This is a genomic window from Pseudoalteromonas sp. SG41-5, assembly GCF_014164495.1.
In the GTDB taxonomy this organism is placed as follows: Bacteria; Pseudomonadota; Gammaproteobacteria; order Enterobacterales; family Alteromonadaceae; genus Pseudoalteromonas; species Pseudoalteromonas rhizosphaerae.
Genome location: NZ_JACJFH010000040.1, coordinates 26,510 through 41,991 on the forward strand (window position 1 = coordinate 26,510; position 15,482 = coordinate 41,991).

At 41.3% G+C, this 15,482-nt stretch carries 15 protein-coding genes and 6 tRNA genes; 12 read left to right on the forward strand and 9 right to left on the reverse strand.

Translation table 11 applies throughout. From position 1 onward, the window contains the following. Position 1: 1 nt before the first annotated feature. The 9 genes from H5232_RS12145 to hemA form a co-directional block, all read right to left on the reverse strand. On the reverse strand, positions 2-898 hold the full coding sequence (locus H5232_RS12145; protein ID WP_145240653.1) for a transcriptional regulator GcvA: 897 nt from the start codon (positions 896-898) through the stop codon (positions 2-4). 119 nt (positions 899-1,017) lie between these two features. Next, complete coding sequence (gene kdsA / locus H5232_RS12150; RefSeq protein ID WP_182719180.1) at positions 1,018-1,872, reverse strand: 3-deoxy-8-phosphooctulonate synthase; 855 nt, start codon at positions 1,870-1,872, stop codon at positions 1,018-1,020. A 9-nt stretch (positions 1,873-1,881) separates the two neighbouring features. Then, positions 1,882-3,135 (reverse strand): DUF819 domain-containing protein, encoded by a 1,254-nt coding sequence (locus H5232_RS12155; RefSeq protein WP_145240649.1) that lies wholly within the window; start codon positions 3,133-3,135, stop codon positions 1,882-1,884. Positions 3,136-3,151: 16 nt separating this feature from the next. Next, positions 3,152-3,979, reverse strand: a complete 828-nt coding sequence (locus tag H5232_RS12160; protein WP_145240647.1) for a tetratricopeptide repeat protein — start codon at positions 3,977-3,979, stop codon at positions 3,152-3,154. Positions 3,980-4,103: 124 nt separating this feature from the next. Next, positions 4,104-4,478 (reverse strand): SirB2 family protein, encoded by a 375-nt coding sequence (locus H5232_RS12165; protein ID WP_182740343.1) that lies wholly within the window; start codon positions 4,476-4,478, stop codon positions 4,104-4,106. 111 nt (positions 4,479-4,589) lie between these two features. After that, on the reverse strand, positions 4,590-6,131 hold the full coding sequence (locus H5232_RS12170; protein ID WP_182768073.1) for a response regulator: 1,542 nt from the start codon (positions 6,129-6,131) through the stop codon (positions 4,590-4,592). 50 nt (positions 6,132-6,181) lie between these two features. Continuing rightward, positions 6,182-7,024 carry a peptide chain release factor N(5)-glutamine methyltransferase gene (gene prmC, locus H5232_RS12175; protein WP_149980712.1) on the reverse strand — a complete coding sequence of 281 codons (843 nt, stop codon included), beginning with the start codon at positions 7,022-7,024 and terminating at the stop codon, positions 6,182-6,184. 2 nt (positions 7,025-7,026) lie between these two features. Next, on the reverse strand, positions 7,027-8,112 hold the full coding sequence (gene prfA / locus H5232_RS12180) for a peptide chain release factor 1 (protein ID WP_145240641.1): 1,086 nt from the start codon (positions 8,110-8,112) through the stop codon (positions 7,027-7,029). 7 nt (positions 8,113-8,119) lie between these two features. After that, a complete protein-coding gene (gene hemA / locus H5232_RS12185) occupies positions 8,120-9,376 on the reverse strand; it encodes a glutamyl-tRNA reductase (RefSeq protein ID WP_182719176.1) in 1,257 nt (418 codons plus the stop codon). A gap of 83 nt (positions 9,377-9,459) precedes the next feature. On the opposite strand from hemA, the gene lolB reads away from it, so the two are divergent. The 12 genes from lolB (at position 9,460) to H5232_RS12245 (ending at position 15,440) form a co-directional block, all read left to right on the forward strand. Next, positions 9,460-10,047 (forward strand): lipoprotein insertase outer membrane protein LolB, encoded by a 588-nt coding sequence (lolB, locus tag H5232_RS12190; protein WP_149980714.1) that lies wholly within the window; start codon positions 9,460-9,462, stop codon positions 10,045-10,047. Between the two features lies 1 nt (position 10,048). Then, positions 10,049-10,906: a 4-(cytidine 5'-diphospho)-2-C-methyl-D-erythritol kinase gene (ispE, locus tag H5232_RS12195; RefSeq protein WP_257325560.1), complete on the forward strand. Its 858-nt coding sequence runs from the start codon at positions 10,049-10,051 to the stop codon at positions 10,904-10,906. 100 nt (positions 10,907-11,006) lie between these two features. Then, positions 11,007-11,954 carry a ribose-phosphate pyrophosphokinase gene (locus H5232_RS12200; protein WP_145240635.1) on the forward strand — a complete coding sequence of 316 codons (948 nt, stop codon included), beginning with the start codon at positions 11,007-11,009 and terminating at the stop codon, positions 11,952-11,954. A gap of 160 nt (positions 11,955-12,114) precedes the next feature. Further along, the gene (locus H5232_RS12205; RefSeq protein WP_145240633.1) at positions 12,115-12,720 is read left to right on the forward strand and encodes a 50S ribosomal protein L25/general stress protein Ctc; all 606 of its coding nucleotides are present in this window, start codon (positions 12,115-12,117) and stop codon (positions 12,718-12,720) included. Between the two features lie 17 nt (positions 12,721-12,737). Further along, entirely contained in the window at positions 12,738-13,322 is a 585-nt protein-coding gene (gene pth / locus H5232_RS12210) for an aminoacyl-tRNA hydrolase (RefSeq protein WP_145240631.1), read from the forward strand. A 34-nt stretch (positions 13,323-13,356) separates the two neighbouring features. Beyond that, positions 13,357-14,448, forward strand: coding sequence for a redox-regulated ATPase YchF (gene ychF, locus H5232_RS12215; RefSeq protein WP_145240629.1), 1,092 nt, complete (start codon positions 13,357-13,359; stop codon positions 14,446-14,448). A 278-nt stretch (positions 14,449-14,726) separates the two neighbouring features. Next, positions 14,727-14,803, forward strand: a tRNA-Met gene (locus tag H5232_RS12220). 62 nt (positions 14,804-14,865) lie between these two features. Next, a tRNA-Leu gene (locus H5232_RS12225) sits at positions 14,866-14,950 on the forward strand. A gap of 38 nt (positions 14,951-14,988) precedes the next feature. Next, positions 14,989-15,063 (forward strand) — tRNA-Gln (locus tag H5232_RS12230). Between the two features lie 5 nt (positions 15,064-15,068). After that, positions 15,069-15,145, forward strand: a tRNA-Met gene (locus H5232_RS12235). Between the two features lie 95 nt (positions 15,146-15,240). Beyond that, positions 15,241-15,325 (forward strand) — tRNA-Leu (locus H5232_RS12240). A 40-nt stretch (positions 15,326-15,365) separates the two neighbouring features. Then, a tRNA-Gln gene (locus H5232_RS12245) sits at positions 15,366-15,440 on the forward strand. Positions 15,441-15,482: the final 42 nt, after the last annotated feature.

Sequence of the window (15,482 nt, forward strand, 5' to 3'; positions counted from 1 at the left end):
ATTAATACTCTTGCTCTTGTTCAACTAAACTCAGCATCCACTGCTTAAACGATACTATTTTGCCTAATTCAGATTGCGTTTCACGACTTACTAAATAGTACGCATTTTTACTTTCTAAACTGTGGTTAAACGGAATAACTAAACGTCCTGCATCAATATCAGGTTTAGCAAGCACACTGTTACCAATAGCAACGCCTTGACCATGCACAGCTGCTTGCAGCACCATTGATGAGTGACTGAATATTGGTCCTTGGTTTACTTGCACATTACGTACACCGGCGGTTTTCATCCACGTTTTCCAGTTCTTACGGGTGGTATCATGTAATAAAGTATGGTTTGCCAAATCACTTGGCTGATCCAGCGGCTTTGGCCCTGTTAATAGCATAGGGCTACACAAAGGCACTAGGTATTCTGTATGCAGTTTATGCGTTTGCACGCCACTCCAATGACCACGGCCATAATAAATAGCCACATCAACATCATCGGTGAGTGAGTTTTCGTCTTGATCTTGGGCTTTTATTCGTACATCTATCTCAGGGTGCAGTTCGTTAAATAAGCTCAAGCGTGGCACTAACCATTGAATAGCAAAGCTGGGCGTTAAACTCACGGTTAATGAGCCTTTTGCACCACGGGCTAATAGCTTTTCGGTAGCATCAATTAGCTGAGTAAATATTTCTTTAATATCTAAAAAGTAACCTTGGCCTTCTTCGGTGAGTAATAAAGAACGGTTTTTTCGCAAAAATAGTTTTAAGCCAAGATGCTCTTCTAAAGTTTTTATTTGATGACTTACCGCCGCCTGTGTGACGTATAACTCTTCAGCCGCTTTAGTAAAACTCAAATGGCGAGCAGCAGCTTCAAATGCTTTTAATGCGTTTAGTGGCGGAACACGTCGAGACATAGTGATCAAACTTAGAATTAGTTTTTCTTATGGATAAGATTATATACACATGCCAAGGAAGTGTATATTCAAGACATAAAAAAAGCGACTTTCGTCGCTTTTCTTATCACGCTTTGCGATTACAAGTCGCTGGCGCTGGTATCCAATGGGCCAAAGCTTTTAACTAAATCATCCACGGCTTTCATTTGACTTAAATAGCCTTCCAACTTACTTAATGCAAGTGCACATGGGCCATCACATTTAGCTTCATTAGGATTAGGATGCGCTTCAATAAATAAACCCGCTAACCCTAATGCCATGCCGCTGCGAGCAAGTTCTGCCGCTTGTGCACGACGACCATCGGCAGAATCACTGCGCCCACCTGGACGTTGTAAAGCATGAGTGGCATCAAAAATAACCGGAGCCATTGGTTTCATGTCATCCATACCCAGCATATCAACGACTAAGTTGTTATAACCAAAGCTTGAGCCACGCTCGCACAATACAACATTGTTATTACCCGCTTCATTAAATTTAGTAATGATGTGGCGCATTTCGTGCGGGGCTAAAAATTGTGGCTTTTTAACATTAATAATTGCGTCCGTTTTCGCCATTGCGACCACTAAATCTGTTTGGCGCGCCAAAAATGCTGGTAATTGGATCACATCAACCACTTCTGCCACAGGCGCTGCTTGATGCGGCTCATGGACGTCAGTGATCAAAGGAACATTAAACGTTTTTTTGATTTCTTCAAAAATCCTTAAGCCTTCTTCCATGCCTGGACCACGGTATGAATTAATTGATGAACGGTTTGCTTTATCGAATGACGCTTTAAACACATAAGGAATATTAAGCTTAGTGGTCACTTCTACATAATGCTCAGCGATACGCATTGCTAAATCACGAGACTCAAGTACATTCATGCCACCGAACAATACAAACGGTTTTTCGTTTGCCAGTTCAATATCATTAATTTTAATTAAATGGTTGTTCATTTTTATTCCTTAAGGTGCAACTGCTTGCATCATTAAACCACAAATATATGCCATATACGTGCCTACGCCATAGCCCAGAACGGCTAATAATACCCCAACTGGCGCAAGCGATGGGTGAAATGCCGAAGCAACCACTGGTGCCGATGCCGCACCGCCCACATTCGCTTGTGAGCCAACGGCCATATAAAATAGCGGCGCTTTAATTATTTTTGCCACAATTAACATTAAACTGGCATGGGTAAGCATCCAAATTAAGCCAATAACGAAATACATAGGTGATTCAAATATAGCCGTAATATTCATATGAAGGCCAATTGATGCCACTAAAATATATAAAAAGCTGGAGGCTACTTTAGATGCGCCAAAGGCTTCAATATGACGTACTTTAGTAAACGACAATGCAATACCTATGGTCGTCGAAATAACAATTAACCAAAAGAACTTACTGTTTAAGCTATATTCTTGTGCCCATGGAAAGTTAGCGCCAAAGTAAGGTCCTAAAAAGTCTGCACAAAAATGCGCCAGACCGGTAATACCAAATGCAATTGCAATGATCAGCATATAATCATTGAGTGTTGGCAGACGTGCGTGCTCGGCTTGGTATTTTTCAACGCGATTTTTTAACTCTTCAATCGCGCTAGTATCCGCGCCTGTTTTCGCATCAATGGCTTTATGGTTGGCAGCCATTAACAGTAATACTGCCATCCATAAATTGGCGACAATCACATCTACCGTAACCATTGCTGAGAATATATCTCCGCCAACTTCAAACATTTCTTTCATCGATGCTTGGTTTGCACCACCACCAATCCAGCTTCCAGCAATCGTGGTCATGCCACGCCATACTGCATCAGGGCCATGACCACCGACTGCTTCTGGATACACTGCGCTCATGATCAAAATGGCCAACGGGCCGCCGATCACAATACCCGCAGTACCGGTTAAAAACATAATTAATGCTTTCGGACCAAGATTAATAATGGCACGTAAATCAATACTAATGGTCAGTAAAATTAAGCACGCCGGAAGCAAGTAACGTGATGCTACAAAGTACACATTAGATGAATGACCATCAACAATGCCAAAAGTATTCAATAGTGAAGGTAAAAAATAGCACAGTAATAATGCTGGGACATATTTGTAAAACTTTTTCAGTGCGCTATTTTGACTGTTCGATGTTTTAAAAATAAAGCCTAATATTACTGCTAATAAACCAAAGACAACCGCGTCATTGGTGATCAGGGCAGTATGGGCGTCAGCCATGTAAATTCCTTAAAAGTTAATGGTGAGTTTTGTGATTATCTTCAAGTTCTTCAAGTTGATGCTGAATAATATCAATTGCAGGATCATCTGGACACTCATCGATAAAAAATTGTAAGTCGTCACGTGCCATTTTCGGACAATCAAGCTGGTTAAGTAAATAGCCTCTGTCGCGTCTTTCGTACGGGTCATCGCCTATTAGCTCCATCAGCATCTCAACACAGCTCAAAGCATGACCAAATTTATTACTGCTAATAAAGGCCCACTTTTGTTGTGCTAGATAAAGCTTATACACTTCTTCGTCAAAAATGAGCTCAAGCGGCTCTTGCTCATCACCATTTTCTTCACTGGCGTTTTCAGGAATAATATACCAACTTTGTTGACCTGAACTCGGCTCAAGTAAATAACCTTCCTCATCGCTAATAGCAACATGGACATTTATTTCACTATTATTAATCGTTACATTTGCATCAAAACCTGCATGGTTCAGCAAATGGCATAATAAAATACCCAGTGTTGTTTCAGAACCACTGCGCATACTCAGCATATAGCTAAAGCTATTTAAGGTGTATTCTGGGACTTTTAAACTGGATACGCTAAATAACCACTGAGTAAAAAACATATCAACTAGCGCATCAAACCGTTCGTGAATATCAGGGTATTGTTGGCATAGTTCGGTGACTTGATTTTCAAAGTCGCTCAGTGTGGCAAAGCTATCACTTAAATCAGCTTGAGGATCCCACTTCGCTTCAGCGCTTATACAACGATACAACGCTTGGGGAACGAATGTGTCAAAAGCCTCATCTTGATAGGATTCATTTTGATCTTCAAACCAAGGGGTGGTCATTAATACGGCAACATCTTTAATAGAAAATGAATGACTAGTTTACCTATTTTTTTACACAGATACCAACGTAGCACGTTAGATTAACGTTCAAAGACTGTTTAGTGCAGCCTTTGAACACCTTTAGTTACAAAATAAACGCTGTTTTGGCAACCGCTAGCTTACCAATGAAGGCAATGACCACAGTCGTAACAACTAAAAACACAATTTTTATACTGGTTTTTTGCTGTTTACTGGCAATAATACCCAGTGCAATATACGCCACTACAAGAATAATCTTTTCAAGCAGCCAGGTTTGTTCTAGTGGATTAATTTTTGCAATAGCCATCAGCGCGAAGGCTGAAATAAGTAAAAACGTATCGGTTGCGTGACTACCAATAAATACCAATTTATTTTTAGCGATTGCACCACTGCCGAGGCGAGAAAATGAACGTAGATAAAATAGAACAATGCTTAAAACTGCAATTGCCATGTGTGTGTGTTTGACTGCTAAATAATCCATATGCCCCTAACTACTCATTAATGTTAAAAAAGAAATTGTACCAATGTTGTTAAACATGCCTATTCTAATGCGTTAAATAACTCACCAGTTCAATGCACTGGGTATTATTTTTTAATCTGGAAAACGCATTAAAATTTCTTCAAGCTCCGCTAGGTTGTCGTTAAATGCATCGACCAGTTTAGGCTCAAAGTGTTTGCCTTTTTGCTGATTGATTTCATTAACGACATCATCAAGCGTCCACGCTTCTTTGTAACAGCGTTTATGGCGCAGCGCATCATACACATCGGCAATCGCCACTATACGGCCAAAAATATGAATGTCTTCTCCTTGGATCCCTTGTGGGTAACCTGAACCATCCCATTTTTCATGGTGATCACGTGCAATTTGAGCACCTGCATTAACGATTTCACGACGAGAATCTTGTAAGATGAGGTAACCTTTTTGAGTGTGCGTTTTCATGATTTCCCACTCTTCGGAGGTCAATTTACCCGGCTTATTTAAAATAGCATCAGGAATACCCACTTTTCCAACATCATGAAGTGGCGACGCTAAACGAACTAAGTCAGCCTCACGTTTCGATAAACCATACGCCAGTGCTAAAGTATGACATATATGCGAAACCCGCTTAACATGATTGCCCGTTTCGGTTGAACGCTGCTCCAGAGCTTCGCTTAAACGAAGCACTAATTCTTGCTGAGTTGCTTCGACCTCGGATTGTAATTGCACATTCTCATACGCTAACTGTACATTTTGCGAAAATATTTCAATTAAATGGCGCTGTGTATCCGATAAGTCGTGTGGAATACCGGATATAAAAAGCATTGAATTATGATTGTGTTCGCTGCAACAGTATGCAAACAAATAATTGTCTTTATAAACAATGTTTTTATCTCTAAATGCTTGTTTACATGCTGATAGCTGCTCGGTATTCAATACCTCTTCAATTGCTTTACCTTCGCTGCGTTCAAAATCGCCTCGCCCAGAAAACACCACTAATTTATGCTGATTATCTTGTGGGTTACCTGCCACTAAACTGGTGGCGTACATTGCTTGATCAACAGTGCCGAGCAACGATGTTAATTGCTGCATCACCCCTTCAATAAAATGATCAAGTGAGTGCGCTGAAAAAATATCTCGAGATGCTTTAATGATTTTTTCAAGCCCTTGACGAGATTGTTCAATCGATAAAATATCGCGATAAGAACGTAAGCTCGACATCACTACAGTAAATAGTTTTTGTGCGGTAAGTTCAGTTTTTGATTTGTAGTCATTGATATCATAACTAACAATGACTTGGCGCTCTGGCGCTTGGCCGGGTTGACCAGTACGAAGGATAATACGGATATGATTATTTTTAGCGACTTCACGAATATATTGCGCGACTTTCAAACCTGCATCGTCGGTTTCCATCACCACATCAAGCAGTACAATTGCAGCATCGGGATTATTATCTATTTGTACTTTAGCCTCAGCCCCTGAGTATGCACTAATAAACTCTAAACGCTTGTCTTGAAACTCAAAATCACTCAATGCCAGTTTCGTGACAGCATGAACTTCAGGCTCATCATCAACAATGATGACTTTCCATGTCCCCTTAACTACTTCACTTTCTACATCTTGTGGTTCATCCGAAAACAAAAAATCATCCATCATACTGAGTCCTCAAAGGCGTTTATTTTGCTCTCGCACTGTAATTGTTATAATTATCCCGGCCACTGTGCGAGCGTTACACGATCGTTATTTGCTAAATCTTTAACTGTAAGTATATTTGTATACGCCATTTGTGCAAAAAAACTATGCACTTTAGTACTTTGTTGATATCCATGCTCAATAACAAGGTAACCATTTGACGTTAAAAAATTGCGTGCTTGAGTAATAATATACTTTATATCAGCCATACCGTCATCATCGGCAACTAACGCAGAAAGAGGTTCAAAACGAACGTCACCTTGATTTAAGTGAATATCATCATATTCAATATACGGCGGATTACTAACTATTAGATCAAACTGTTGTGCTGTAACTTGGCTAAACCAATCACTTTGCACAAAGTCTACATTAATAAAGCCTAACCGCTGCTTATTTGTATTCGCAAGCGCTACAGCATCAGCAACCCTATCAACCCCTGTGATTTGCCAAAGTGGCATTTCGCTGGCAAGTGCAAGCGCAATTGCACCAGTCCCAGTGCCTAAATCAAGCACTTTAGCGGCCACAGGTAAAGGCAAACTGAGCGTATATTCAACCAGTGTTTCGGTATCTGGGCGAGGGATCAGCGTAGTGGGATTAACCTGCAGTGGCAAACTCCAAAATTCACGCGTGCCCGTTATATGAGCCACTGGCTCACCTGTTAAGCGACGTTGACAATAACTTTCAAATAGCTGTTGTTGTTGCGGTGTTAACTTTTGTTCTGGCCAGCTAAATAAGTAGCTACGTGGTTTTTGTAATACGTCGAGCAATAATACTTGAGCGTCTAATTTGGCACTATCGCTGCTACTTTGCAGCAGCAAAGTAGCACGCGAAACAGCACTTTCAATCGTGTCGGTCACGATTACTCATCACCCATAGCGGCTAGTAAATCAGCCTGATGCTCTTGCATTAGCGGCTCAATCACACAACCTAAGTCGCCGGCAACTACCTCATTTAAACGGTATAAAGTGAGATTGATACGGTGATCTGTAATACGTCCTTGCGGATAGTTATAAGTACGAATACGTTCCGAACGGTCACCGCTACCGACTAAGTTACGACGCTCTGATGCTTCAGCCGCGTGGCGTTTTTCATCTTCCGCTTGTTGTAGACGTGCAGCAAGCACTGACATCGCTTTCGCGCGATTTTTATGCTGTGAACGTTCATCTTGACACTCAACCACGACACCTGTTGGTAAGTGGGTAATACGAATTGCCGAGTCAGTTTTATTAACGTGCTGACCACCGGCACCTGAGGCACGGAACGTATCAACTTTAATATCAGCGGTATTAATTTGAATCGCTTCAGCTTCTGGCACTTCAGCCATTACCGCAACAGTACACGCAGAGGTATGTACTCGTCCTTGCGATTCAGTTTCTGGCACACGTTGTACCCGGTGAGCACCAGATTCAAACTTCAATTGCCCGTACACGCCTTCACCACTAATGTTAGCAATGACTTCTTTGTAACCACCGTGCTCACCTTCATTGGTGCTCACAATCTCTACTTTCCACTTTTTAGTTTCAGCATAACGGGTATACATACGGAATAAATCACCAGCAAAAATGGCTGCTTCATCGCCTCCCGTGCCGGCACGTACTTCTAAAAACACATTATTATTGTCGCGCGGATCTTTTGGTAGCATCAACACTTGTATTTGATCTTCGATAGCAAGGATTTGCGCTTTGGCTTCTTTGTATTCTTCTTGCGCCATCTCACGCATATCAGGATCCGAATCCTTTAGCATTTCTTCTGCTGTAGCAACATCATCTTGTGTTTGCTGATAGCCTAAAAATGCTTTAACAATTTCTTCCAACTCAGAATATTCTTTTGAAAGCGCACGAAAACGATTTTGGTCGCTAATAACTGACGGATCACTTAGCAGCGCTTGTACTTCTTCATAACGCTCTACTAAGGTTTCTAACTTACGATAAACGGACTCTTTCATGTAACTGCTATTCCTGATCAATACCTAACATTTTCTTTAATTGGCTTAACTGAGCAACTTCACCTTTTTTAGCCGCATCTTGAATTGCACGGGTAGGCGCGTGCATTAGGCGGTTGGTTAACTTGTTGGCCAGCTCTAAAATAATTTTTTCTGCGTCTTTACCAGTGTTTAATTGGCTTATTGCCTTATCAACCAGCTCAGACTTAATATCGTGTACATCTTGGCGATAAGAGCGGATCAGATCGACAGAGTCGAGTGAACGCATCCACATCACAAATTCCGCACAGCGCTGGGTAATAATCACTTGCGCTTCATCGGCGGCTTGTTCTCTTGAAGCGATATTTTCGCTTACTATTGCCTGTAAGTCATCAACCGAATACAAATAGGCCGCATCTAATTCACCAACTTGGCTTTCAATATCGCGCGGTACTGCAATATCAATAAATAACATTGGCTTATTACGGCGTTGTTTTAGCGCTTGTTCAACTACCCCTTTACCAATAATTGGCAAAGTACTTGCTGTCGAACTGATCACTATATCCGCCTGATGTAAGCGTTCAGGTAACTGCGCTAACGCAATAACGTCGGCATTAACATCTTCTGCCAGAAGGCGTGCACGCTCTATGGTGCGATTCGCCACGGTGATCTGTTGTGGTTCATTTTGATATAAATGTTTCGCTACCAGCTCAATTGTTTCCCCGGCACCAATTAATAGCACTTTGGTTTTATCTAACTTGCCATATATATGTTTAGCTAAATTAACCGCAGCATAAGCAACAGACACCGCACTGGCGCCTATATCGGTTTCCGTTCTTACTTGTTTTGCTACCGAAAAGGTTTTTTGAAATAACCGGTCAAATACCACACTCACCGAATTGTGATTTTTGGCGCTATTATAAGCTTGCTTTATTTGACCAAGAATTTGCGGTTCACCTAGCACCAAAGAATCTAGGCCACATGACACACGCATTAAATGATTGATAGCATCATTATCTTGATGACAATATACATTACTGCTCAGTTCGTATTCATCCAAACCGTGGAAACTAGCTAACCATTGCAACAGTATTTGGGAATTTTGCTGAGCGAGGCTACAATAGATTTCTGTTCGGTTACATGTGGACACAATAACCGCTTCATTAAACTGATCGTGATCGCTCAGTTGCTGTAATGCTTCTGACAATTGCTCAGGCGAAAAGGCAACCTTTTCGCGTAATTCTACAGATGCGGTTTTATGATTAATACCAAGTGCTACTATGGTCATATGTGCCAAATATTGCTAAGCCGTGCTCGAAAGACGATAATTTTACCAAAAATCAGCGGAATATGGAAAGTAAGGAACGACATTTGATTCGACTATATTTGATTTTACTCATATTTTTTTTATTTTTAAGTGGTTGTGCGCAGCAAATTAGCCCTCAAACAGCTCTTTATGACGATTGGAAGTCGCAATTATCACAACAAACCAATTGGCAAGTTGAAGGAAAACTGGCTTTTATTAGTCCAGATGAACGCCAATCAGCAAACTTAAATTGGCAACAACAAGAACAGTTAAACCAACTTATTCTAACGAGTTTTATCGGTACCCGTGTTTTAGCATTAACACAAAATACTAACGGCGCTGAACTTGAATACGATGATCACATTTACCATGACATTAATGCATCGCGCCTGCTTGCTAGGCTCACTGGTTTTAATATACCGATGGACAGCGCCGATAATTGGTTAAAAGGCACTGTTGACGATCCAAGTTTGCAAGTTGATGAACTAGGCCGAGCAAAAAATGTAACTTGGCACGCACCCGATGGCGATCAATGGCAAATAAGCTACGCTGATTACCAACAATACGCCGGATTTTGGTTACCTAAAAAGCTCACGTTAAAACACCAAGATATTAAAATAAAAATTCAACTTTACGAGTGGCACTTTAACTAACATGACTACGCACACTATGACTTCATTTTCGTTATTGGCTCCTGCCAAGCTCAATTTATTTTTACACATTAATGGCCGTCGTGAAGATGGCTATCATGAACTGGAAACCTTATTTACTTTTTTAAATTATGGCGATCAACTCACATTTACTTTGACTGAAACAACTGAAATTGAAGTCACTGGTGACACCACCGATATCCCCCTAAAAGATAATTTGATCTATAAAGCGGCCGTTTTATTACAAAAACACACAAATTCCCTTTTTGGCGCAAAAATAAATTTAACTAAAATATTACCAATGGGAGGCGGCGTTGGTGGTGGTTCTTCAGATGCGGCCAGCACACTTTTAGCGCTTAATAAATTATGGCAATGCCAGTTATCACTATCTGAATTAGCAGCGCTTGGCGTGCAGTTAGGCGCAGATGTGCCGGTGTTCATTAACGGCAAAAGCGCCCTAGCTCAAGGCATTGGCGAGAAGTTAGTGAATGTAGAGCTGCCGTCAAAATGGTATTGTGTAGTGCATCCAAGTGAACATGTCAGCACCGCGAAAATTTTTACTCACCCAGATTTAAAACGCAATACACCGAAGCTAAAAGGCCACTGGCAACAACAAACATTAGCCAACGATTGCGAGCCTTTAGTTAAAAAGCTCTGCCCTGAGGTTGAAAAGACCCTCCAGTGGTTGCTAAAATACGCTCCGTCGAAGATGACTGGCACAGGTTCATGCTGTTTTGTTGAATTTGCCACGCAAAAAGAAGCGCAACATGTTCTTGAAAATCTCCCCCATAACTGGGACGGTTTTATTGCCAGCAGCGTTAATATCTCTCCTGCTCATACGCAGTTGGACGCTATACATTGAAGCAATGAAGTAATGTACAAGTAAATAAAGTTTAAGTTAATAAGCTATACTTTTTTTATCGCTTATTAGTCCAAAAATTCAGTGCCTGAGGAACCCTACCGTGCCTGACATGAAGCTCTTCGCTGGTAACGCAACACCTGAGTTAGCTCAAAAAGTTGCAAAACGTTTATATATTGAAGTTGGCGATGCTGTTGTTGGCCGTTTTAGCGACGGTGAGATCAGTGTTCAAATTAATGAAAATGTTCGTGGCTCGGATGTTTTTATTGTGCAATCAACCTGTGCCCCTACTAACGATAACTTGATGGAGCTTATTGTAATGGTTGATGCCTTACGTCGTGCATCTGCAGGTCGTATAACAGCCGTCATTCCTTATTTTGGTTATGCACGTCAAGATCGCCGCGTGCGCTCTGCTCGCGTACCAATCACAGCAAAAGTTGTTGCTGATTTCTTATCAAGTGTAGGTGTTGACCGAGTTCTAACGGTTGATTTACACGCTGAGCAAATCCAAGGCTTCTTTGATGTACCAGTTGATAATGTGTTCGGTAGCCCAGTGCTACTTGAAGATATGAAAGAGCGTCAATTTGATGATGTTGTTGTTGTATCACCTGATATCGGCGGTGTAGTTCGTGCCCGTGCTATTGCTAAGTTATTAAACGATACCGATCTTGCCATTATTGATAAGCGTCGCCCACAAGCGAATGTTTCTCAAGTAATGCACATTATTGGTGACGTTGAAGGCCGTGACTGTATCATCGTTGATGATATGATCGATACTGGCGGTACCTTATGTAAAGCAGCTGAAGCACTTAAAGAACACGGTGCTAAGCGAGTATTCGCTTACGCTACTCACCCTGTACTTTCTGGCCAAGCATTAGAAAACATTCGTAACTCAGTAATTGATGAAGTGATTGTAACTGACTCAATTCCACTGTCTGCTGAATTAAAAGCAATTGATAAAATTAAAGTGTTAACACTTGCAGACATGCTAGCTGAAACAATTCGCCGTATCAGCAATGAAGAATCTATTTCAGCGATGTTCGAACACTAAACTTGGTTTAGTTAAAATATCCTGATGTAATAAAGCGCCTCGTTGGCGCTTTTTTTATGTATCGTGTTTCTTTTAATTAGTCGCGGTGGTATGATAGCGCGCCTTTTGGCTAGGGACCTTGGTCGCAAAGGCCCTACACTATTTAATTATTGGAGACATCATGTCTAACGAAACATATACATTTAATGCAGAATTACGCACAGCTACGGGTACAGGTGCGAGCCGCCGCCTACGTCGTGAAGATAAAATCCCTGCGATCCTTTACGGTGCTGACAAAGAAGCTGCATCACTTACTTTTGAACACAAAGATATTATCAAAGCACAAGAAAGTGAAGGTTTTTACACTCACATCCTTACTCTTGATATCGCTGGTGAAAAAGTTGAAGCTATCCTTAAAGATATCCAACGTCACCCGTTCAAGCCTAAAATCACTCACCTTGATTTCCAACGTGTAGATGCTACTCACAAACTTAACACTAAAGTACCAGTTCACTTCATCGGTGAAGAAGCGGTAACTAAAGCGGGTAACACTGTAGTTCACCAATTAACAGAAATCGAAATCACGTGTCTTCCTAAGTCACTTCCTGAATTCGTAGAAGTTGACGTAGCTGGCCTAGTTGCTGGTGACTCAATACACATCTCTGACGTTAAACTTCCAGCAGGTGTTTCATCTGTTGATTTAGCGAAAGGTGCTGATCACGACCAGTCTATCGTAACTATCAAAGCTAACAAAGCTGCGCCAGTTGAAGACGAAGCTGCAGAATAAATTTTAAGGTTTGCACCTTGAATTCTATTCAAATGCTTGTGGGCCTGGCTAATCCAGGCCCCGAATACGCAAACACACGCCACAATGCAGGTGCTTGGTTCATCGAGCAACTCGCTGCACGCTACAACTGTACGCTAAAACACGATCCTAAGTATCACGGCCTTACCGGCAAAGTGATCATCCAAGGTCAAGAATTCAAATTACTGATCCCTACTACTTATATGAATTTAAGTGGTAAAGCTGTCGGTAGTTTAGCCAACTTTTTCAAAATTCCTGTTGAGAGCATCCTAGTTGCCCATGACGAAATGGATTTAGAACCCGGTGTTGCCAAATTAAAAAAAGGTGGCGGACACGGTGGCCATAATGGTTTAAAAGACATTATTGCAAAGATGGCAAATCAAAAAGATTTCATGCGTTTGCGCGTTGGCATAGGTCATCCAGGACACCGTGAAATGGTGACCGGATGGGTGCTTGGAAAAGCAGCCAAAGAAGACCAAGAGAAAATGGATGCCGCAGTAGATGAAGCAGTTCGTTGTATGGAAATACTTGCAAAAGACGGTGTGTTAAAAGCACAAAACAGACTACATTCGTTTAAGCCATAATTGGTTAAGCGGATCTAAACAAGGTATCTTAACTATGGGTTTCAAATGTGGCATCGTCGGTTTGCCTAATGTTGGTAAATCAACACTTTTCAATGCATTAACCAAAGCGGGTATTGAAGCCGCTAACTTTCCTTTTTGTACCATCGAGCCAAATACGGGCGTGGTACCGGTGCCAGATCCTCGTCTAGACGAACTTGCAAAGATTGTAAAACCACAACGTATTCTTACAACGAGTATGGAATTTGTGGATATTGCAGGTCTTGTAAAAGGCGCATCGAAAGGGGAAGGTCTTGGTAACCAGTTTTTAGCTAACATTCGTGAAACCGATGCAATTGGCCACGTAGTACGCTGCTTTGAAGATGACAACATCATTCACGTTGCAGGTACCATTGATCCTGCTGATGATATTGATGTGATCAACACCGAGTTAGTACTTGCTGATATGGATAGCGCTGAAAAAGCCCTTTTCCGTAACGCGAAAAAAGCCAAAGGTGGCGATAAAGACGCAAAAGAACAAAATGCCGTACTTGAAAAAGTAAAAGTACACCTTGATGAAGGCTTAACTTTACGTTCTTTAGCATTAACTAAAGAAGAAAAAGCGGCTATTAGCTCTGTTAACTTCTTAACAATCAAACCAACTATGTATATTGCTAACGTAGCTGAAGATGGTTTTGAAAATAACCCATATCTTGACCGTGTACGCGAAATTGCTGCTGCTGAAGATGCTGTTGTTGTGCCTGTATGCGCCGCGATTGAATCTGAGCTTTCGGAATTAGATGAAGAAGATAAACTTGAGTTTATGGCCGATCTTGGTCTGGATGAGCCAGGTTTGAATCTAGTGATCCGTGGTGGTTATGAGTTACTTCATTTACAAACCTACTTTACTGCAGGTGTAAAAGAAGTACGTGCATGGACAATCCCAGTAGGTGCAACTGCGCCACAAGCTGCAGGTAAAATCCACACTGACTTTGAGCGTGGCTTTATCCGTGCACAGACCATCGCTTTTGATGACTACATCGCCTATAAAGGTGAAAGTGGTGCAAAAGAAGCAGGTAAGATGCGCCAAGAAGGCAAAGAATACATAGTTAAAGATGGCGATGTAATGAACTTCTTGTTCAATGTTTAACACCATCCCAGTGTGACCTATCACCTTTAGTGATTTTTAAAGGCTCGTTTTTACGAGCCTTTTTTATTTTTGCACTATCATTAAATATCAGCTGTTGTGAATAAGTCACAATAAAGCAGTTAAAAAAACACCATTTTTATTAAAATTTAGCCTGTTAGCCTATTTTTCCCGCAAACAAACCAAGATACGTGTTTTTTTGCAAAAAAGGTGTTGACGGATTTGGGTCATATCAGCATAATACGCCCCGCACTCAGCGATGAAGTGCTAACAAAAAAGATGGCTAAGTAGCTCAGCTGGTTAGAGCACATCACTCATAATGATGGGGTCACAGGTTCAAATCCCGTCTTAGCCACCATTATTTTTTGTTGCTCAATGAAGAGTTTAAATAACTACCTAGTGTTTTATTACACAACGTATGCGGGAGTGGCGGAATTGGTAGACGCGCTGGATTTAGGTTCCAGTATCTTAGGATGTGAGAGTTCAAGTCTCTCCTTCCGCACCATGTTATTGATAAGAATTAAAATTATCAATTGTTATTGTTGGGATATCGCCAAGCGGTAAGGCACCAGGTTTTGATCCTGGCATTCCCAGGTTCAAATCCTGGTATCCCAGCCAACAATGGCTAAGTAGCTCAGCTGGTTAGAGCACATCACTCATAATGATGGGGTCACAGGTTCAAATCCCGTCTTAGCCACCATTTCTTTTTTAGAAGTGGCTCTGCAAGAGTTAAATTGCAACTCAATGAAGAGTTTAAAATAACTACCATTTCTTTGATTAATTCAAAGTGATAATGCGGGAGTGGCGGAATTGGTAGACGCGCTGGATTTAGGTTCCAGTATCTTAGGATGTGAGAGTTCAAGTCTCTCCTTCCGCACCATGTTCTTGATAAGAACTAAAACTATCAACTGATTCTTTGTTGGGATATCGCCAAGCGGTAAGGCACCAGGTTTTGATCCTGGCATTCCCAGGTTCAAATCCTGGTATCCCAGCCAACTTCTTCTACCAAAGAATGTTGTTAAAGAATAACTCTAGCT